18 protein-coding genes and 1 pseudogene are annotated in these 18,131 nt (G+C 62.9%); 14 read left to right on the top strand and 5 right to left on the bottom strand.

The annotated features are described in order from the left end of the window. Positions 1 to 134 precede the first annotated feature (134 nt). The 6 genes from MFF34_RS13165 (at position 135) to MFF34_RS13140 (ending at position 4,721) form a co-directional block, all read left to right on the top strand. Positions 135 to 1,742 carry a tetratricopeptide repeat-containing response regulator gene (locus MFF34_RS13165; RefSeq protein ID WP_027594441.1) on the top strand — a complete coding sequence of 536 codons (1,608 nt, stop codon included), beginning with the start codon at positions 135 to 137 and terminating at the stop codon, positions 1,740 to 1,742. After that, positions 1,739 to 2,431, top strand: coding sequence for a sensor histidine kinase KdpD (locus tag MFF34_RS13160; protein WP_027594440.1), 693 nt, complete (start codon positions 1,739 to 1,741; stop codon positions 2,429 to 2,431). The genes MFF34_RS13165 and MFF34_RS13160 overlap by 4 nt, the downstream gene beginning before the upstream one ends. A gap of 183 nt (positions 2,432 to 2,614) precedes the next feature. Then, positions 2,615 to 2,893 carry an AbrB/MazE/SpoVT family DNA-binding domain-containing protein gene (locus MFF34_RS13155; protein WP_238214478.1) on the top strand — a complete coding sequence of 93 codons (279 nt, stop codon included), beginning with the start codon at positions 2,615 to 2,617 and terminating at the stop codon, positions 2,891 to 2,893. Continuing rightward, positions 2,890 to 3,237 (top strand): type II toxin-antitoxin system ChpB family toxin, encoded by a 348-nt coding sequence (locus tag MFF34_RS13150; protein WP_099452919.1) that lies wholly within the window; start codon positions 2,890 to 2,892, stop codon positions 3,235 to 3,237. The genes MFF34_RS13155 and MFF34_RS13150 overlap by 4 nt, the downstream gene beginning before the upstream one ends. Positions 3,238 to 3,256: 19 nt before the next feature. Beyond that, the gene (locus MFF34_RS13145; protein ID WP_099452920.1) at positions 3,257 to 3,901 is read left to right on the top strand and encodes an MBL fold metallo-hydrolase; all 645 of its coding nucleotides are present in this window, start codon (positions 3,257 to 3,259) and stop codon (positions 3,899 to 3,901) included. 109 nt (positions 3,902 to 4,010) lie between these two features. Next, positions 4,011 to 4,721 (top strand): OmpA family protein, encoded by a 711-nt coding sequence (locus MFF34_RS13140; protein ID WP_027594438.1) that lies wholly within the window; start codon positions 4,011 to 4,013, stop codon positions 4,719 to 4,721. Between the two features lie 36 nt (positions 4,722 to 4,757). On the opposite strand, the gene pta is transcribed toward MFF34_RS13140, so the two are convergent. Together pta and MFF34_RS13130 are read right to left on the bottom strand one after the other, a co-directional pair. Continuing rightward, positions 4,758 to 6,845 carry a phosphate acetyltransferase gene (pta, locus tag MFF34_RS13135; RefSeq protein ID WP_238214476.1) on the bottom strand — a complete coding sequence of 696 codons (2,088 nt, stop codon included), beginning with the start codon at positions 6,843 to 6,845 and terminating at the stop codon, positions 4,758 to 4,760. 32 nt (positions 6,846 to 6,877) lie between these two features. Next, the gene (locus MFF34_RS13130; RefSeq protein ID WP_027594436.1) at positions 6,878 to 7,180 is read right to left on the bottom strand and encodes a DUF3565 domain-containing protein; all 303 of its coding nucleotides are present in this window, start codon (positions 7,178 to 7,180) and stop codon (positions 6,878 to 6,880) included. Here MFF34_RS13130 and MFF34_RS13125 point away from each other — a divergent pair. Both MFF34_RS13125 and MFF34_RS13120 read left to right on the top strand, forming a co-directional pair. Continuing rightward, positions 7,179 to 7,664 carry a peptidylprolyl isomerase gene (locus MFF34_RS13125; protein ID WP_085274095.1) on the top strand — a complete coding sequence of 162 codons (486 nt, stop codon included), beginning with the start codon at positions 7,179 to 7,181 and terminating at the stop codon, positions 7,662 to 7,664. The two genes, MFF34_RS13130 and MFF34_RS13125, sit on opposite strands and share 2 nt — an antisense overlap. A 145-nt stretch (positions 7,665 to 7,809) precedes the next feature. Next, positions 7,810 to 8,292, top strand: a complete 483-nt coding sequence (locus MFF34_RS13120) for a glutathione peroxidase (protein WP_027594434.1) — start codon at positions 7,810 to 7,812, stop codon at positions 8,290 to 8,292. A gap of 27 nt (positions 8,293 to 8,319) precedes the next feature. Here MFF34_RS13120 and MFF34_RS13115 read toward each other — a convergent pair whose 3' ends face one another. Beyond that, positions 8,320 to 9,537: a glycosyltransferase family 1 protein gene (locus MFF34_RS13115; RefSeq protein ID WP_238214474.1), complete on the bottom strand. Its 1,218-nt coding sequence runs from the start codon at positions 9,535 to 9,537 to the stop codon at positions 8,320 to 8,322. Positions 9,538 to 9,715: 178 nt separating this feature from the next. Between MFF34_RS13115 and MFF34_RS28305 the strand changes: the two are divergent. Beyond that, positions 9,716 to 10,492 (top strand): annotated as a pseudogene (locus MFF34_RS28305) (PAS domain-containing protein); the annotation flags it as partial. 108 nt (positions 10,493 to 10,600) lie between these two features. Next, a complete protein-coding gene (locus MFF34_RS28300; RefSeq protein WP_374707398.1) occupies positions 10,601 to 11,032 on the top strand; it encodes a methyl-accepting chemotaxis protein in 432 nt (143 codons plus the stop codon). Positions 11,033 to 11,144: 112 nt separating this feature from the next. On the opposite strand, the gene cysZ is transcribed toward MFF34_RS28300, so the two are convergent. Continuing rightward, entirely contained in the window at positions 11,145 to 11,873 is a 729-nt protein-coding gene (gene cysZ / locus MFF34_RS13105) for a sulfate transporter CysZ (RefSeq protein ID WP_027594431.1), read from the bottom strand. A 329-nt stretch (positions 11,874 to 12,202) separates the two neighbouring features. On the opposite strand from cysZ, the gene trxB reads away from it, so the two are divergent. Beyond that, positions 12,203 to 13,165, top strand: a complete 963-nt coding sequence (gene trxB, locus MFF34_RS13100) for a thioredoxin-disulfide reductase (RefSeq protein WP_099428332.1) — start codon at positions 12,203 to 12,205, stop codon at positions 13,163 to 13,165. Between the two features lie 180 nt (positions 13,166 to 13,345). Here the strand turns inward: trxB and nadC are convergent, their stop codons facing one another. Beyond that, a complete protein-coding gene (gene nadC, locus MFF34_RS13095; RefSeq protein ID WP_027594429.1) occupies positions 13,346 to 14,194 on the bottom strand; it encodes a carboxylating nicotinate-nucleotide diphosphorylase in 849 nt (282 codons plus the stop codon). Positions 14,195 to 14,435: 241 nt separating this feature from the next. Here nadC and MFF34_RS13090 point away from each other — a divergent pair, with 241 nt between their 5' ends. From MFF34_RS13090 to ampE, 3 genes are all read left to right on the top strand, one after another. After that, complete coding sequence (locus MFF34_RS13090) at positions 14,436 to 16,610, top strand: DUF1631 domain-containing protein (protein WP_238214471.1); 2,175 nt, start codon at positions 14,436 to 14,438, stop codon at positions 16,608 to 16,610. A gap of 88 nt (positions 16,611 to 16,698) precedes the next feature. After that, positions 16,699 to 17,265, top strand: coding sequence for a 1,6-anhydro-N-acetylmuramyl-L-alanine amidase AmpD (gene ampD / locus MFF34_RS13085; protein ID WP_085274092.1), 567 nt, complete (start codon positions 16,699 to 16,701; stop codon positions 17,263 to 17,265). Further along, positions 17,262 to 18,092 (top strand): regulatory signaling modulator protein AmpE, encoded by an 831-nt coding sequence (gene ampE, locus MFF34_RS13080; protein WP_027594426.1) that lies wholly within the window; start codon positions 17,262 to 17,264, stop codon positions 18,090 to 18,092. Before ampD ends, ampE begins: the two co-directional genes overlap by 4 nt. Positions 18,093 to 18,131 lie beyond the last annotated feature (39 nt).

Raw genomic sequence — 18,131 nt, 5'->3', positions numbered from 1 at the left:
GAGGCTATTACTGGGCCGTTGTTTAGCGCGCTGCGTGCTCTATCCTCATCTTTCCCGGCCGGCTGCCGATACAGCATTCGGTGGTATGCATCGCCTTGCGCGATTTTTCAATCATCCCAATACAGGTCGTGTTGATGCTGCAGTACGGGCAAAAGAGCTTTCTGATCGTCGACGACTTTACCGACTTTCGTACGTCGACCCGTTCCATGTTGCGCGAACTGGGTGTGCGCGACGTGGACACGGCCGACAGCGGCGAGCAGGCGCTGCGCATGTGTGCGCAGAAGCGTTATGACTTCATCCTGCAGGATTTCCACCTGGGCGACGGCAAGAAGAACGGCCAGCAGGTGCTCGAGGACCTGATCCTCGACAAGCACATCAGCCATGAATGCGTGTTCATCATGGTGACCGCCGAGAGCAGCCAGGCCATCGTCCTCAGTGCCATCGAGCATGAGCCCGATGCCTACCTGACCAAGCCGTTCAACCGGGTGGGCCTGGCCCAGCGCGTCGAGAAGCTGTTCCAGCGCAAGACCTTGCTCAAGCCGATCCTCCAGGCGCTGGACCGCGGCCGCCCGGCCGAAGTCCTGGCAGCGTGTGCCGAGCTGTGCAAGAAGGACCCGCGTTTCGCGCCCCTGTGCCTGCGCTACCGCGCCGATGCCTTGCGCGGGCTCAATCGCTTCGACGAGCTGGAAAAGTTTCTCAAGGCCATCCTCGCCAGCCGCCCGCAGCCGTGGGTGTATTCGGCGCTGGGCAGCTTGATGCACAAGCGTGGCCAGAATGCCCAGGCCCAGGGTGTGTATGAACAGGCCCTGAAGGCCTTCCCGATCATGCCTGGCCTGTACGACGGCATGGCTGAAGTGCTGGTGGCGCAGGGCGAAACCAAGCGCGCGCAGAACATGCTGGAAGAAGCGGTGCGCCTGTCGCCGCTGTCGGTACGCCGGCAGTCCACGCTGGGCAAGCTGGCGCTGGGCAACGAAGATTTCGAAAGTGCCTCCAAGGCGTTCCGCCATGCCGTGAACCAGGGGCAGAGCTCGCGCTACAAGGATGCCGAGAACAACCTTGGCCTGGTTCAGGCGCTGATGAACAAAAACGCAGGTTTTGGCCTGGACGCCCGTACCCGCGTCGAGATCAACACCGTGCTCAGTGAAGTGGCCAAGGAATACCCTGAAGATCAGGGCCTGCAGGTACGCGCCCGCATGATGAAGGCCGCCAGCCTGCAGCAGGCCGGCGATGCCGAGACGGCCGCCAAGCTCACCGAGCAGGCCATGCAGCGTCTGGACAAGATGGAGCAGTTTTTCTCGGTCGATGCCGCGTTGACGGTGGCGGCTCAGCTGCAGGCGTCAGGGCAGGAAGCGGCCGCGCTCGGCGTGCTCAAAAGCTGCGTTGAAAGTTACGGCGACGACCCCAAAGTGATGCAGAGGGTGGCCAAGCTGACGGATGATCCGGCGGTGCTCAATGCGATCACCGAGGCCGTCACCCTCAACCGCCAGGGAGTGCGTAGTTACCAGGGAGGTCAGCTCGACGAAGCGCTGCAGTTGTTCCGCAAGGCCTTGGCCTTGCAACCCAAGAACATCAGCATCGCCCTCAACACCGCCCAGGCGCTGCTGCGCATCGGGGGGGATGACCCACAGCCTGCGATCATGCAGGAATGCCGCGACGCCTTGACCAGCGTGGCCGGCATCCCTGCCAGCGACAACCGCTACGACCGCTATGGCAAACTGCACATCCGAGTGTTCGGCGCATGAATCAAGACAATCAGGGGCTGGATTTTTCCACGGTGATCGCCTCCACCGTGCACGACCTCAAGAACTCCCTGTCCGCGCTGATCCAGTCCCATGACCAGTGGCTGGCGCGCTTGCCTGAAGAGTTGCGCGGCGGTACCGAGCAAGGGGTGATGGAACATGAGTTCCGGCACCTCAACGGTATGCTGGTGCAACTGCTGGGGTTGTACAAACTGGGCGTGAACCAGCTGCCGGTGTGCCCGGACTACCATGAGCTGGATGACTTCATCGAAGCCCAACTGGCCGCCCATCAAGAAGTGCTCAAGCACAACGACATCCTCGCCACCTGGCGCATCGACACCGACAACCCGCTGGGCTTCTTCGACCGCGAGCTGGTGGCATCGGTGATCGCCAACGTGATCACCAACGCCACCCGGTTTGCCGGGCATGCGTTGTTGATCAGCATCGAGGAAGAGGCAAATCAACTGGTCATCTGCGTCAACGATGACGGCCCGGGTTATCCACAGCGCATGCTCGAGCGCCAGGAAGAGTTCATCCAGGGTATCGATTCACACAGTGGCAGTACGGGCCTGGGCCTGTATTTCGCTGCGCGGATCGCGGCGCTGCATGAGAGCGATGGGGTGAGGGGGCGGATTGAAATTTCCAATGGCGGGGCGCTGGGGGGCGGGTTGTTCAGGTTGTTCTTGCCGTAAGCTTCTGCGCGGCCAGTTCACCTGATCAGGTATTACCTGATAATGCTGCCTCAGCGTCGATTCCCAAGACGATGTGAGGCATTTCCTTCTTGTGATTACAGGGCTTTTGTTAAAGCCAGGCGAGTGACAGTGTAGATACGACGTTTCTACATTTCACTTGCAATCACTTGGAGGGTTTCTACTATGTATCTACCTTGGGAGATACTTATGCAGATCAAGATTCAGCAGTGGGGCAACAGCGCGGCGATTCGTCTGCCCGCAGCGGTGCTCAAGCAGATGCAACTGGGTGTCGGCTCGACGCTGAGCCTGGACACGGCCGGCGAAACGCTGGTGCTCAAGCCGCTCAGAACCAAACCCAAATACACCCTTGAAGAATTGATGGCGCAGTGCGACCTGACCGCACCGGAGCCAGCGGACATGGCCGACTGGAACGCAATGCGCCCAGTGGGGCGGGAAGTGTGAAGCGGGCCAAGTTCGCTAGAGGCGACATCGTTCGCGTCAACCTCGACCCCACCGTCGGCCGAGAGCAGCAGGGCGCCGGGCGACCGGCATTGGTGCTCACGCCGGCAGCCTTCAACGCTGCGGGCCTTGCGGTGATTGTTCCTATCTCCCAAGGTGGCGATTTCGCAAGGCATGCAGGGTTTGCCGTTACCCTCAGCGGTGCAGGCACGCAGACGCAAGGTGTGATGCTCTGCAACCAGATTCGCACTGTGGATCTTGAAGCCAGAAGTGCCAAGCATGTTGAAACCGTTCCCGAAGTCGTCGTCCTCGATGCGCTGGCTCGGGTACAAACCCTCTTCGATTAACTGGTTCTTGTGTTCACCCATGGAAATGACACCGTCAGCGCTCATCCGCGAAACCTTCCCCGTAGGTCCCCTGCAGTGCAACTGCACCTTGATCGGCGACCCATTGACCAAAAAGGCCATCGTCGTCGACCCAGGCGGTGACCCCGACAAGATCCTCGCGCGCCTGCAGGCCCATGGCTTGACCCTGGTGAGCATCATCCACACCCACGCGCACTTCGATCACTTCCTCGCCTCGGGCAAGCTCAAGGAGCTGACCGGCGCGACGCTGCACCTGCACAAGGACGACCAGTCGCTGTGGGACAACCTGGAGATGCAATGCCAGATGTTCGGCGTGCCCTACACCCCGGTGCCGCCGCCAGACCGCTGGTTGAGTGATGACGAGGCGCTGGCCTGTGGTTGTGGCGTGGCCTTGCACACCCCAGGGCACACGCCGGGTTCGATGAGTTTCTGGTTTGCCGATGCCAAGCTGCTGATTGCCGGCGACACCCTGTTCCGTCGCGGTATTGGCCGCACCGATTTGTGGGGTGGCGATCAGCGGGCTATCGTTCGTTCGATCAAGGAGCGGCTGTACCGGCTGGATGAAGAGGCCATCGTGGTCACCGGCCACGGGCCAGACACCCGCCTGGGTGACGAGATGCGCGAGAACCCGTTCGTGCGGGCATGAACCTGCATGAAAAGGTGTTCATGGAATTTTTTGCCGTTTGGGCAATCCAAGGCTGGCATAGATCCATTCGCGGTCTGCCGCATTTATGAATTTCAGTAGGAGCTTGTCCATGTTCACCATGCGTCGTCTGATTATCGTCGCAACCGCCGCTGCCCTGATGACGGGCTGCGCCAGCCAGAACCCGTACGACAACCAGGGTCAGGCGCAGGGCTCCACGGGGATGAGCAAGACCGCCAAGTACGGCGGCCTGGGCGCGCTGGCCGGTGCCATCGCCGGCGCCGCCATCGACCACAACAACCGCGGTAAAGGCGCACTGATCGGCGCTGCCGCAGTGGGTGCCGCCGCCGCAGGCTACGGCTACTACGCCGACAAGCAGGAAGCCGAACTGCGCGCGCAAATGGCCAATACCGGCGTCGAAGTGCAGCGCCAGGGTGACCAGATCAAGCTGATCATGCCCGGCAACATCACCTTCGCCACCGACTCGGCCAACATCGCGCCAAGCTTCTACTCGCCGCTGAACAACCTGGCCGGCTCGTTCAAGCAGTTCAACCAGAACACCATCGAAGTGGTTGGCTTCACCGACAGCACCGGCAGCCGCCAGCACAACATGGACCTGTCCCAGCGCCGTGCGCAAGCGGTCAGCACCTACCTGACTTCGCAGGGTGTCGATGCTTCGCGTATTTCGGCACGTGGCATGGGCCCGGACCAGCCGATCGCCAGCAATGCCGATGCTAACGGCCGTGCGCAAAACCGTCGTGTCGAGGTCAACCTGAAGCCGATTCCTGGCCAGCAGTATGACCAGGGCCAAGTTCAGCAGTAAGGCAATAAAACAGGGGCTGCACAGCAGCCCCTGGATTCAGCGTACGACGCTGGCCTGGATCGCCGTCAGGGCGATGGTATGGACGATGTCATCCACCTGAGCCCCCCGCGGCAAATCGTTCACCGGCTTACGCAAACCCTGCAGCATCGGCCCCAGGCTGACCCCATCGGCGCTGCGCTGCACCGCTTTGTGCGTGGTGTTGCCGGTATTCAGATCAGGGAACACGAACACCGTGGCACGCCCGGCAACCGGGCTGTTCGGTGCCAGCTCGCGGGCGATGGCCGGGTTGGCCGCCGCGTCATACTGCAAGGGCCCATCGATCAGCAGATCGTGCGCGGCGTCTTGCGCCAAGCGGGTCGCTTCACGCACCTTGTCGACTTCTTCATCGCTCGCCGAATCGCTTGAATAACTGATCATCGCCACCCGCGGCGCGATGCCGAAGGTGTGTGCCGATTCGGCGCTCTGCTGGGCAATTTCTGCCAGTTCAGCGGCACTTGGGTGCGGGTTCATCACGCAGTCGCCGTACACCAGCACCTGCTCGGGGAACAGCATGAAGAATACCGAGGACACCAGGCTGGCACCTGGCGCGGTCTTGATTAGCTGCAGGGCAGGGCGGATGGTGTTGGCGGTGGAGTGCACCAGGCCCGACACCAGGCCGTCGACCTCATCCAGGGCCAACATCATGGTGCCGATCACCACCGGGTCTTCCAGCTGCTGCTCGGCCATCGGGGCGTTGAGGTTCTTGCTCTTGCGCAGGTTGACCATCGGTTCGACATAGCGCCCGCGAATCAGTTCAGGGTCGAGTATCTCCAGGTCCGCAGGCAAGGTAATGCCCTGCGCACGGGCGACCGCTTCGACTTCTTCCGGCTTGGCCAGCAGCACGCAACGCGCAATGCCACGGGCCTGGCAGATCGCCGCCGCCTGTACCAGCAGCGGTTCGGCACCTTCTGGCAGAACGATGCGTTTGTTGGCCTGTTGCGCGCGCTGGATCAGTTGGTAGCGGAACACCGCAGGCGACAGGCGCAACTCGCGTGGTGTGCCGCAGCGCTGGTGCAACCAGGCAGCGTCGAGGTGGCTGGCGACAAAGTCGGTGATGAATTCGGCACGCTCGCGGTCATCCACCGGGATCTCGCGGTTCAGCGAATTGAGCTGGTTGGCCGTGTCGTACGAACCCGTACTCACCGACAGAATCGGCAGGCCGGCCTGCAAGGCGCCGCGGCACAAGCCGAGGATGCGTGCGTCGGGCTTGCTGTCGCTGGTCAGCAGCAGGCCGGCCAGGGGCACGCCATTGATCGCCGCCAGGCTTACGGCAAGGATGATGTCGTCGCGGTCACCCGGGGTCACCACCAAGGTGCCAGGGGTGAGCAGCGGCACGGTGTTGGCCACCGTGCGTGCACAAATGATGATCTTGCTCATGCGCCGCTGCTCGTAATCGCCCGCGTTGAGCACTTGGGCCCCCAGCAGGTCGGCCACGTCGCGGGTGCGTGGGGCATTCAGCTCGGGCTGGTAAGGGATGCAGCCGAGCAAGCGGAAGTCGTTGCCGCGCAGAAGTGGCGAGTGTTCGCGCAGGCGTGTGGCGAAGTCCGCCATGCTTTCGTCGGTGCGTACTTTGTTGAGGATCACCCCGAGCACTTTCGGGTCGCGGGGGCCGCCGAACAGCTGGGCCTGCAGTTCGACGCGGCCGGACAACTCGCTGAGTACCTCGTTTTCGGGCGCCGAAACCAGTATCACCTCGGCATCCAGGCTCTTGGCCAGGTGCAGGTTGACCCGCGCCGCGTAGCTGGCGTGGCGGGTAGGCACCATGCCTTCGACCACGACCACGTCATTGCCGATGCAGGCTTGCTGGTAGAGGCGGATGATTTCCTCCAGCAGCTCGTCCAGCTGGCCATCGCCGAGCATGCGCTCGACGTGGGCCAGGCTCAGCGGCATGGGCGGTTTGATGCCGTGGGTGCGTGCGACCAGTTCGGTGGAGCGTTCCGGGCCGGTGTCACCTGGGTGGGGCTGGGCGATCGGCTTGAAAAAGCCGACCTTCAGGCCTGCGCGCTCAAGGGTGCGTACCAGGCCGAGGCTGATCGACGTCAGGCCGACACCAAAGTCGGTCGGCGCTATGAAAAAAGTTTGCATGCGTGCTTCTCGAATTAAAGCGGTGCAAGGAATCAACGGCCAAGGGTAGCGCTATCGGCTGCCTGTGCACACCAGCCACACGCGAAAGCCTCGCCGATGCGCTGTTGGCGCTGCTCGGCATCGAGCACCCAAGGGCGCGCTTGCCAGGGTGGTTGGTGACGAAGGTGCTGGGTGTGGCCGCACGACAACTCGACCACCCAGTGGCCTTCTTCGTCCTGATGGAAGCCGGTGATCCGACTGATGGGCTGTTCCTCGGCCGAGGCGCGTTCGCAATCGGGCGATGGCTTGGTTACACTTGTCCGCTCTACATACTTTTGCAAAAGGTCTTGCCCCATGCTGATCGCCGCCAACAAGGCTGTCTCCATCGACTATACCCTGACCAACGACGCCGGGGAGACCATCGACAGCTCCGCCGGTGGCGCGCCGCTGGTTTACCTGCACGGTGCCGGCAACATCATCCCGGGCCTGGAAAAGGCCCTGGAAGGCAAGCAGGCCGGTGACGAGCTGAACGTTTCCATCGAACCAGAAGATGCCTACGGTGAATACCTGGCCGAGCTGGTCAGCACCCTGAACCGCAGCCTGTTCGAAGGCGTCGACGAGCTGGAAGTCGGCATGCAGTTCCACGCGTCGGCGCCGGATGGCCAGATGCAGATCGTCACCATTCGCGACATCGACGGCGACGACGTCACCGTTGACGGCAACCACCCGCTGGCCGGCCAGCGCCTGACCTTCCAGGTCAAGGTTGTCGACGTGCGTGACGCCAGCGAAGAAGAAATCGCGCACCGTCACATCCACGGTGAGGGTGGCCATCACCACTGATTTTCTGCGCTAAGCTCAGAGAGTCGCCAGGCGCTCGGGCAAGCCGATTTGCCTTCCCAACGGGAGGTGGACGGCTTGGACGAGCGCTTTTTTATTGGGCGGATTTCGCCCTGCGGCCATCGGGAACCTGAGAGGGGATTACATCATGAGTGCTTTTCACGACCTGAAATTGGAGGCGCTGAACGGCGGGGAACTGCCCCTCGCACCGTTCAAGGGCCAAGTGGTGCTGGTGGTCAATGTTGCCTCCAAGTGTGGCCTGACGCCGCAATACGCTTCGCTGGAGACGCTGCATCAGCAGTTCAAGGGCAAAGGCTTCAGCGTTTTGGGGCTGCCGTGCAACCAGTTTGCCGGCCAGGAGCCCGGCAGCGAGAAAGAGATCCAGGAGTTTTGCAGCCTCAACTATGGTGTCAGCTTCCCGCTTGGCGCCAAGCTTGAGGTCAACGGGGCGCACCGCCATTCGCTGTATCGCCTGCTGGCGGGGGAAGGTGCTGAGTTTCCAGGCGACATCACCTGGAACTTCGAGAAGTTTCTGGTGGGCAAGGATGGGCGCGTGCTGGCGCGTTTCTCGCCGCGCACTGCGCCGGATGATCCAGCCGTGGTTCAGGCCATCGAGAAGGCGCTGGGCTGAAGCATGGGCGCGCGCGGCGGCTGAAGGTCAGCCGCGATGCGCTGTCGAACCTGGCTTGATCGCCAGTGCAGCATCTGAAGCTTTTTGCGTGTCGCCTGTGCGTTGTTTGCAAGCACTGCACAGGTAGGTTTCGAACTGCTCGACAATCGCCGGCCAGCCCTGTCGGCTGGCGTGCTGCCGTGCGTTCAGGCGCACCCGGCGCAGGGTTTCTTCCTCTTCCAGTAGCCAGCAAGCGGCATCGATGAAGGCCGCCTGGTCGCCGGGCATCGCCAACGCACCGCTATGGCCATGCCGAATGTGCTGGGCAGCCGCTGCCTCATCATAGGCGACCACCGCCAAGCCTGAGGCCATGCCTTCGAGCACCACGTTGCCAAAGGTTTCGGTCAGGCTCGGGAACAGGAACAGGTCACCGCTGGCATAGTGCTCGGCCAGCACCTCGCCCCGCTGGGCACCACAGAACACGGCATCAGGCACCTGCTGCTGCAAGGTGGCGCGCTGTGGGCCGTCACCGACCACGATCAGGCGCAAGCGCTTGTGTGGATAAGTCTTCTGCAGGGCGTCCAGGCACGGGCGCAGTACCCCTAGGTTTTTTTCCGCCGCCAGCCGGCCGACATGCAGCACGGCGATATCGTCCGGGCCGACCCCCCAGCTTTCGCGCAGTGCCTGGCTGCGCCGGGCCGGGTTGAACAGGCAGGCGTCGACGCCGCGGGCCAACAGGTCCAGGCGCTCGAAACCACGGCGCTCCAGCTCCAGGCGCTGACTGACGCTGGGCACCAGGGTGATTGCCGTGCGGCGATGGAACCAGCGCAGGTAATGGGTGAGCAGGCGTGCCAGCAAGCCCAAGCCGTACTGGCCGGAATACTGCGGGAAGTTGGTATGGAACCCGCTGACTACCGGCACCCCCAGGCGCCGTGCCGCACGCAATGCGCTCAATCCCAAAGGCCCCTCGGTGGCGATGTACAGCACGTCCGGTCGCTGCCTGCGCCAACGGCGCAATAGCCGGTGCATCGACACTTCGCCCCATTGCAGGCCGGGGTAGCCGGGCAAGGCCCAACCGCGGCACAGCATCAGCTGCTGATCGTTGAGCACAGGCTCCTCGCCGGCTTGGCGGGGGCGGACGATCTCGATGTCATGCCCGCGTTGGCGCAACCCTTCGCTGAGGCGGCCAAGGGTGTTGGCGACACCATTGATCTCGGGGGGGAAGGTTTCGCTGACGAGGGTGATGCGTAGGGCGGGTGTATTCATGACAAAAAGTTTCCGCTCGCATCATTGCGCCGATGTGACGGCCTTGTGACGTGCAAATGACGCCTGATTGCCGGCTGTTTCAATTGTGTGAATATTTGCGTGGGCGGCGCTCAAGAACCTGGCAGTGGCAGCCGATGAAGATGCATTCGATTACGTGCTGCGCTCCAGGAGAGCGGTGATGTTCAACAACAAGCTCAAGCAAGAAATCCAGCAATTGCGCGAAGACCTGCTGTCGGTCGAACAGGTCAAGTGCAGCCTCGACAGCGAGATGCTGGTGCTCCAACTCGACCCCCAGGGACGGATCGAGATGGTCAACGGCAACTTCGAGAGCGAGATGCTCTACCGTGCCGACCAATTGCTTGGACGCAAACTCGAGGACATTGTCCCGGCCCACGTGAAGTCGCTCGACTTCTACCAGCGTATGAAAAGCGCGATCAGCCGGGGCGAGCACCTCAACGGGGCGTTCCGCCTGCTGCGCGGCAATGGCCAGGAAGCCTGGTTGCGCTCGATTCTGCAGCCGGTCAAGAACAGCGAAGGGCGCATCAAGTATTTCACCCTGCACTCGAGCGACCTCACCCGCACCATCGAGACCTCCCGTGAGCACGAGAGCCTGATCAAGGCCCTGATGCGCTCGACCGCAGTCATCGAATTTGGCCTTGATGGCACCATCCTGACCGCCAATGAACGGTTTCTGACGTCGGTCGGTTATCGCCTAGAACAGATCCGCGGCAAGCATCACCGTATTTTCTGCGAACCCGAAGAGGCCAATTCGTCGGGCTATCAGGCGTTCTGGGACAAGCTGCGCCGTGGCGAATACGTGGCTGAGCGCTTCAAGCGTATCGATGCCCATGGCCGGGTAATCTGGCTGGAAGCGTCCTACAACCCGATCTTCGACGCCCATGATGTGCTGTATAAAGTGGTCAAGTTCGCCACCGTGATCACCGACCAGGTCAACCAGGAGCAGGCGGTTGCCGAGGCGGCAGACATCGCCTTCAACACCTCGCTTAGCACTGACGCCAGCGCGCGCAAGGCCACCGACGTAGTCACGCAGACGGTAAACGTCATGCGTGGCCTGGAGTCGTCGATGCAAAACGCCGCCGAGGGCATTCAGGCGTTGGACACCCAGTCGCGGGTGATCGGCTCGATCATCAAGACCATCAGTGACATTGCCGGGCAGACCAACCTGCTGGCGCTCAACGCTGCCATCGAGGCGGCCCGAGCGGGCGAGCAGGGGCGTGGTTTTGCCGTGGTCGCCGACGAAGTGCGCCAGCTGGCCTCGCGTACCAGCACGGCCACCGAGGAGATTGCCCGGGTGGTGCAGCAGAACGAGCAATTGGCCCAGGCTGCGGTGGCGATCATCGACACCAGCAAGCGCCAGGCCGAGCAGGGGCTGTCGTTGGCCGATGAAACCGGCAACGTGATCGTCGAAATCCAGGAGGGGGCGAAGCGGGTGGTGGATGTAGTGGGGCAGTTTTCCAGCCGATTAGGTCAGTAACGGTAGGAGCAGCCTGGTGCAGCGAAGAGGCCAGTACTAGCCACAGATTGGTATTGTCAGTACTGGCCTCTTCGCAGCGCAAGGCTACTCCTGCACAGGGCTGCGTTTGGATTTAGTCGCGTTCACGCACCCAGAACAACGTAGCCCCCGCCACCGCGGCCGGCATCATCAGTACGTTCACCACCGGCACCATCAGCGCCAGGTAGGTGATGCCGCCAAAGCCCAGCGATTGCCAGCGCTTCTGGCGCAGCCAGGCCAGCATGTCCTGCCAGCTCATCTTGTTGTTGTCCGCCGGGTAGTCGATGTACTGGATAGCCATCATCCACACACCAAAGATCAGCCACAGCGGCGCGGCGACCACGTTGACCACCGGGATCAGCGACAGGATGAACAGGCCGATGGCCCGTGGCAGGAAGTAGCCCAGCTTGCGCATCTCGCGACCAAAGGTACGCGGCACCATGGCCACCAGCTCGGCCCAGCTGAAGGCAGGGAAGTTGTCTTGGCCGCGCACCACCACTTCGACTTTCTCGGCCAGAAAACCGTTGAACGGCGCCGCAATGACGTTGGCCACCAGGGTGAAGGTGAAGAACACCATCAGCACCACCAAGGCGACGAACAATGGCCACAGAATGTAGGTGAGGAAGCTCAACCAGCTGGGCAGGGTTGGCATCAGGGCGTCGACCCATACACTGAACTGATGGCCGGCAAAGTAGATCAGGCCACCAAACAGCAGCAGGTTGACCGCCAGGGGCAACAGCACGAACAACCGCAGGTTCGGGCTCAGCACCAGTTTCAGGCCTTCGCGCAGATACTGGGGGCCAGAGAGGACAGGGGCTTGCATCGAGACACTCCGAACAGAAGGAAAACGCGCTGACCTTACCGAGTTTGTCGCGCCGACGAAAGGCGGGCGATGTTGGCGAAACCGGCTGTAACAAAAGCGCCAGGGCGTTTTTCGTGAATGAAATTGCTGGATAGACGATGCCTATGAGGTGGATTGTCGAAGGATATTTCCTTAATCTTTGCGACCTCGCTACAGTGCGCTCAACTTTTAGGTTTTGGATCGACGCGTTGTAGCCTTCCCCAAGGTTGCGTGGGTCCTTTTTAAATTCCAGCTGGCACCGCCGGCACACCGATGCTGGCCCCGTGCGGCCGGCTCGACAGGAGTTCGACATGTCTGAAGTACGTCATTCGCGCGTCATCATCCTCGGTTCCGGCCCTGCCGGTTACAGCGCCGCAGTCTATGCCGCTCGTGCCAACCTCAAGCCGCTGCTGATCACTGGCATGCAGGCCGGTGGCCAGCTGACCACCACCACCGAAGTCGACAACTGGCCGGGCGACCCCCATGGCCTGACCGGCCCAGCCCTGATGCAGCGCATGCAAGAGCACGCCGAGCGCTTCGAGACCGAGATCGTCTTCGACCACATCAATGCTGTCGACCTGGCCAACAAGCCGTTCACCCTGCAGGGTGACAGTGGCACCTACACCTGCGACGCACTGATCGTTGCCACCGGCGCCAGCGCTCGTTACCTGGGCCTGCCGTCGGAAGAAACCTTCATGGGCAAGGGCGTTTCGGCCTGCGCTACCTGTGACGGCTTCTTCTACCGCAACAAGCCGGTAGCAGTCGTCGGCGGCGGCAACACTGCCGTTGAAGAGGCCCTGTACCTGGCCAACATCGCCAGCAAAGTGACCCTGGTTCACCGCCGCGAGACCTTCCGCGCCGAGAAGATCCTGGTCGACAAGCTGAACGCCCGTGTGGCCGAAGGCAAGATCGAACTCAAGCTCAATGCCACCCTGGACGAGGTGCTGGGTGACAACATGGGCGTGACCGGTGCGCGCCTGAAGAACAACGATGGCAGCAGCGATGAAATCAAGGTCGACGGTGTGTTCATCGCCATTGGCCACACCCCGAACACCTCGCTGTTCGAAGGCCAGCTGACCCTCAAGGACGGCTACCTGGTGGTCAACGGCGGCCGCGAAGGCAACGCCACTGCCACCAACGTCGAAGGTGTGTTCGCTGCGGGCGACGTGGCCGACCACGTTTACCGTCAGGCCATTACCTCGGCCGGCGCAGGCTGCATGGCCGCACTGGACGTCGAGCGCTACCTGGACGGCCTGGCCAACGCCGCGTTCTGATCCACGCCCGAAAAAAACCGGCCATCTGGCCGGTTTTTTTATGCCTGAGATCTGCTGCGCCTGTGCGGGCCTCTTCGCGGGTAAACCCGCTCCCACAGAGGGCGCACATTACTCAAGCCTGCGGTGATCCTGTGGGAGCGGGTTTACCCGCGAAGAGGGCGGTACAAGCACCGCGTCCTCTCAGAGGCTCAAACGCATCGAAAGGTCTACGGCCTTCACATCCTTGGTCATCGCACCAATGGAGATGTAGTCGACGCCGGTCTCGGCAATCACCCGCAAGGTGCTCTCGTTAACGCCGCCGCTGGCCTCGAGTTTGGCCTTGCCCGCAGTGATGTGCACCGCTTCGCGCATTTCGTCCAGGGTCAGCTCGTCGAGCATGACGATATCCGCACCCGCATTCAGGGCTTGGCGTAGTTCATCCAGGCTCTCCACCTCGATTTCCACCGGCTTGCCAGGGGCGATGCGGTGCGCTGCCGCCACTGCCTCGGCCACGCCACCGCTGGCGGCGATGTGGTTTTCCTTGATCAGGAAGGCATCGTAAAGGCCGATGCGGTGGTTGTCGCAACCGCCACAGGTGACCGCGTATTTCTGCGCCAGGCGCAGGCCGGGAAGGGTCTTGCGGGTGTCTAGCAGGCGTACCTGAGTACCTGCGACCAGGTCGGCCAGAAAGCGTGCGCGCGTGGCGACGCCCGACAGCATCTGCAGGAAGTTGAGCGCGCTGCGCTCACCGCTGAGCAGCGAGCGTGCCGGGCCTTCCAGGTGGAACAGCGGCTGGTTGGCCAGCGCGCGGTCGCCATCGGCCACTTGCCAGTGCACCGCCACCCGCGGGTCGAGCTGGCGGAACACGGCGTCGACCCAGGCGGTGCCAGCGATCACGCAGTCCTCGCGGGTAATGATGGTCGCCTTGGCCAGGCGTTCGGCCGGGATCAACTGCGCGGTGATATCGCCACTGCCGATGTCCTCCAACAGTGCACGGCGCACGTTGGCTTCGATTTCAGCGGTCAGGTCGGCGAGGCGTAGGTTCGGCATGGTCGGCTCCACAAGCTAGATGCCCGCGATTATAGGGCAGGGGAGCGGTGTGTACAGGGCCATGGCCGGTGACCTTTGGTCGGCCCGTCTGAGCATCGGGCCGAATACAGGGTCATTTCCCAGCAAGCGAAACGGCGCTGGCAGCTGTCCGTTTTTTTGCCGATAATAGTGACCAGTATTTGGCGTCATAGCTTTGACGATTCGTTGCCCGTGGGGCAAGCAAGCCTGCAAGGAGTTAGGGATGCATAAAGAAGGCAAGGTGGTGCCCCTGGCGGCAGCCATCGACCGAGGGGCGCGCACGCCTCTGCCTTGCCTTCCGGTATTGCTCCTGCAAGTGCGCGACAAAGCCGCGCTGCAATTGCGCCAAGGCCTGCAGGCCTTGTTCGACAACACCGACGTCACCCTCTTCGAGATGGCCGACAAGGCCGCTGAGCGCTGCGACCAGAACCTGTATTTCGAAGCGATGCGCGACGTGCGCCTGAAGCGCAAAAGCATCGAGCGCGGTTTTCTCGACACCTTCCATCACACCTTCGCCAGCCTCGGCCGGGCAGACCCTCTGGGCGGCCTGGGTGAAGCGCAGGGTTCAGGCAACAAGGCGCAGCGCGAGCGTGCATCCGCCATCGACGGCATGGTCGCGCGGGTGCTCTCGCGTGACGGCCTTGCCCTGCAGCAACTGGGTTTGCGCTTGCAGGCATTGCTCGATCGCCCGGTGGGCGAGCAGCAAAACCCCCTGGGCCCCGCTGCGCTGTGCGGCTATTTCCTCGAAGCGGGCCGCAACCTGGGGGTCGGCCTGCGGGTCAAGCTGATCCTCTTGAAGCTGTTTGAACGCTACGTGTTGCGTGATGTAGAGGTGCTCTACGCAGAGGCTAACCAGCTGCTGGCGGCGGCCGGTGTGCTGCCCGAACTGCAGCCTGCGCCGCGTCGGCGCGCCGAGGATCGGTGCCTGAGCGCCGGGCGCCGGCCATCCAGCCTGGAGGCGCAAGGGGCGCTGGGTGCGGACAGTGCCGGGCAAGCGTATTTTGCTTCACTGCAAACGCTTCTGGCCCCCGCGCGCGGGCAAATCGCGCCGCGTTTGCAGCGGGTGGCTGCTGCCCAGCCGATCAGCACCGCCGACCTGCTGCGCCTGCTTTCGCACCTGCAGCACTATGTGCCCGCCACGCAGGCGGCGGATGACTTCGCGCTTGGCCAACAGCTGGAACAACTGTTGTTGCGCGTCAGTGTGCGCAGTGGCACGCGTCGGCGCATTGCTACGGCCGACGAAGACATGATCAACCTGATCGGCCTGCTGTTCGATTTCATCCACAACGACGACAACTTGCCCGCCAGCCTACGGGCATTGATCGCGCGTTTGCACATCCCGCTGCTCAAGGTCGCGCTGCTCGACAAGGGGCTGTTCAGCCGCCCCAGCCACCCGGCCCGGCGCTTGCTCAACGAGATCGCGGGTGCCGCGATCGGTTGGCAGAGCAGCGCCGAAGGGCTGCGCGACAGTTTGCATGTACGGGTGGAGCGTATCGTTCAGCGTCTGCTCAACGACTTCACCGATGACGCCTGCCTGTTCGCCGAGCTGCTCGACGAGTTTCTCGCCTTCAGCCAGGACGAGCGGCGCCGCCACGAATTACTCGAACAGCGTACCCGCGACGCCGAAGAGGGCCGGGCGCGAACCCTGCAGGCCCGGCAGCAGGTGCAGCAGGTGCTCAACCAGCGTCTGCGCGGGCGGGTGCTGCCGCACGTGGTGGTGCAGATGCTGGTGCAGGCCTGGAGCCAGGTGCTGCTGCTGGCTTGGCTCAAGCAGGGCGAAGGGTCCGAGGCATGGCGCAACGCCCTGGCCACCCTGGACACGCTGCTCGCCAGTATCGCCCCGCACCACGACCCGCAGGCCTGTCAGCAACTGCTGCAACAGGTGCCCGGCCTGCTCAAGGCCTTGCGCGAAGGCCTGGCAGGCGTGGCGCTGGACTCCACCGCCACCCGTGACTTCTTCCAGCAGCTTGAGCAATTGCACCTGCGCGCTTGCTCGGCGTCCGAAGGGCACAGGGCCGATGGCCCGCCCGTGCTCGACGAGGTGCTGGTGGACGAGGACATCGTGCTGGCCCTTGCCGAAGAGCCCGCCTGCGCCCCCCTGCACCTTGTCGACGGCAATGCCTCGGCATTGCGCCAGGTGCAGCGCCTGCGTATCGGCAGCTGGGTCGAGGTGTTCGATGAAGACGACCCATTGCGCTGCAAGCTGGTGGCACGCATCGACAGCAACGATCGGCTGGTGTTCGCCAATCGCACGGGCATGAAAGTGCGTGAGTGGAACACCGGCAGCCTCGCCCAGGCGCTGCACCGGGGAGAGGTGCGGGTGCTCGATGACGGCGCGCTGTTCGAGCGGGCGCTGGAGTCGGTGCTCGAAGGGCTGCGGCAACAGCAGGTCCATTGAGTCATCATTACAATGATTCACATGCAAACGGCCGCGGACGCAGGGCATACTGCTGCTCTGTACCCGGCGTTTTTTCAGGATCTGCCCCATGCAATTGGACCGTGCCACCGGCTGGTTCCACGGAATCACCCACTGCCCGTCGCCGAACTTCAACGCGCGCCCCGAGGGCGAGTCGATCTCCCTGCTGGTGATTCACAACATCAGCTTGCCGCCGGCGTGTTTCGGCACCGGCAAGGTTCAGGCATTCTTCCAGAACCGCCTGGACGCCCATGAACATCCCTATTTCCAGAGCATCTGCCACCTGACGGTTTCGGCGCACCTGTTCGTCGAGCGCGATGGCGCCGTCACCCAGTTCGTGTCGTTGCTCGACCGCGCCTGGCATGCCGGTGTCTCGTGCTTCGACGGGCGCGAGGGCTGCAACGACTTCTCCATCGGCATCGAACTCGAAGGCACTGACGACCTGCCATACACCGATGCCCAGTACACCACGCTGGCGCAGTTGACCCGGCAGATCCGCGACGCCTGGCCGGTCATCAGCCTTGAACGCATCCAGGGCCACAGCGACATAGCACCGGTGCGCAAAACCGACCCAGGTCCGGCCTTCGACTGGGGCCGCTATCGCCAAACCGTGAAGGATAACGAGGACAACTCATGAGTTTTCTGGTTTTGCTGCTGGCGCTGTGGGTCGAGAAGTTCTCGGCACTGCGCCATCGAATACAGCGCGATGGTTTTTTCCTCGGTGAACTGGTGCGCCTGGAGCGCAGCGGCAAGGTGCAGCCGTGGTGGACGTTGGCCATTCTGGTGCTGGCGCCGGTAGCGGTGCTGGCCTTGCTGCTGCATGTGCTGGAGCCCGTCGCCTATGGCCTGCTGGCATTGCCGGTGCACCTGCTGGTGTTGATCTACAGCCTGGGCCGCGGCGATGCGAAAGCGGCGCTGGGGCCGTTTCGCGATGCCTGGCGGCGGGGTGACGATCAGGCCGCCCTGCACGTGGCCGAGCGCGACCTGGGCCTGGTGGCCGACGAGCCTCACAGCCTGCTGGTGCGGGTGCAGGGTTACCTGCTGTGGCAGGCCTACCAGAGCTTCTTCGCCGTGATCTTCTGGTATTTCGTGCTCGGCCCAGGCGCTGCCTTGGCCTATCGCCTGCTGGCGCTGTGCGGCGAGCACAGCAAGCAGCCCGCGCTCAAAGCGCGTGCCGAGCAACTGCGGCACATCATGGATTGGCTTCCGGTGCGGGTGATGGCCTTGAGCTTCGCGCTGGTCGGCAACTTCGTCGCGGTGACCCGCGTGATGCTGCACGAGCTCCTTAACTGGCACATCAGCGCCGGCCACCTAGTGGCCAGGGTTGGGCGCATTGCCGACGATATCCCCGAGGAAGAAGACAGCCAGCGTGGCCTAAGCCGGCTGGACAGCCTTTGGGAATTGCTGCTGCGCTGCGCGGTGCTGTGGTACGCCGCGTTTGCGTTGTGGACGGTGCTGGTCTGACCTCACCGCCGGAACACGCGCCCTGTAGGAGCAGCCTTG

It is taken from the genome of Pseudomonas sp. PAGU 2196 (assembly GCF_022179005.1).
Classification (GTDB): Bacteria; Pseudomonadota; Gammaproteobacteria; order Pseudomonadales; family Pseudomonadaceae; genus Aquipseudomonas; species Aquipseudomonas kermanshahensis.
This window is presented reverse-complemented; position numbering and strand designations above follow the sequence as displayed.

Coding starts and splice junctions, on each gene's coding strand:
- MFF34_RS13165 (WP_027594441.1), top strand. CDS start 135: ATGCTGCAGTACGGGCAAAAGAGCTTTCTGATCGTCGACGACTTTACC.
- MFF34_RS13160 (WP_027594440.1), top strand. CDS start 1,739: ATGAATCAAGACAATCAGGGGCTGGATTTTTCCACGGTGATCGCCTCC.
- MFF34_RS13155 (WP_238214478.1), top strand. CDS start 2,615: ATGTATCTACCTTGGGAGATACTTATGCAGATCAAGATTCAGCAGTGG.
- MFF34_RS13145 (WP_099452920.1), top strand. CDS start 3,257: ATGGAAATGACACCGTCAGCGCTCATCCGCGAAACCTTCCCCGTAGGT.
- MFF34_RS13140 (WP_027594438.1), top strand. CDS start 4,011: ATGTTCACCATGCGTCGTCTGATTATCGTCGCAACCGCCGCTGCCCTG.
- pta (WP_238214476.1), bottom strand. CDS start 6,845: ATGCAAACTTTTTTCATAGCGCCGACCGACTTTGGTGTCGGCCTGACG.
- MFF34_RS13125 (WP_085274095.1), top strand. CDS start 7,179: ATGCTGATCGCCGCCAACAAGGCTGTCTCCATCGACTATACCCTGACC.
- MFF34_RS13130 (WP_027594436.1), bottom strand. CDS start 7,180: ATGGGGCAAGACCTTTTGCAAAAGTATGTAGAGCGGACAAGTGTAACC.
- MFF34_RS13120 (WP_027594434.1), top strand. CDS start 7,810: ATGAGTGCTTTTCACGACCTGAAATTGGAGGCGCTGAACGGCGGGGAA.
- MFF34_RS13115 (WP_238214474.1), bottom strand. CDS start 9,537: ATGAATACACCCGCCCTACGCATCACCCTCGTCAGCGAAACCTTCCCC.
- MFF34_RS28300 (WP_374707398.1), top strand. CDS start 10,601: ATGCGTGGCCTGGAGTCGTCGATGCAAAACGCCGCCGAGGGCATTCAG.
- cysZ (WP_027594431.1), bottom strand. CDS start 11,873: ATGCAAGCCCCTGTCCTCTCTGGCCCCCAGTATCTGCGCGAAGGCCTG.
- trxB (WP_099428332.1), top strand. CDS start 12,203: ATGTCTGAAGTACGTCATTCGCGCGTCATCATCCTCGGTTCCGGCCCT.
- nadC (WP_027594429.1), bottom strand. CDS start 14,194: ATGCCGAACCTACGCCTCGCCGACCTGACCGCTGAAATCGAAGCCAAC.
- MFF34_RS13090 (WP_238214471.1), top strand. CDS start 14,436: ATGCATAAAGAAGGCAAGGTGGTGCCCCTGGCGGCAGCCATCGACCGA.
- ampD (WP_085274092.1), top strand. CDS start 16,699: ATGCAATTGGACCGTGCCACCGGCTGGTTCCACGGAATCACCCACTGC.
- ampE (WP_027594426.1), top strand. CDS start 17,262: ATGAGTTTTCTGGTTTTGCTGCTGGCGCTGTGGGTCGAGAAGTTCTCG.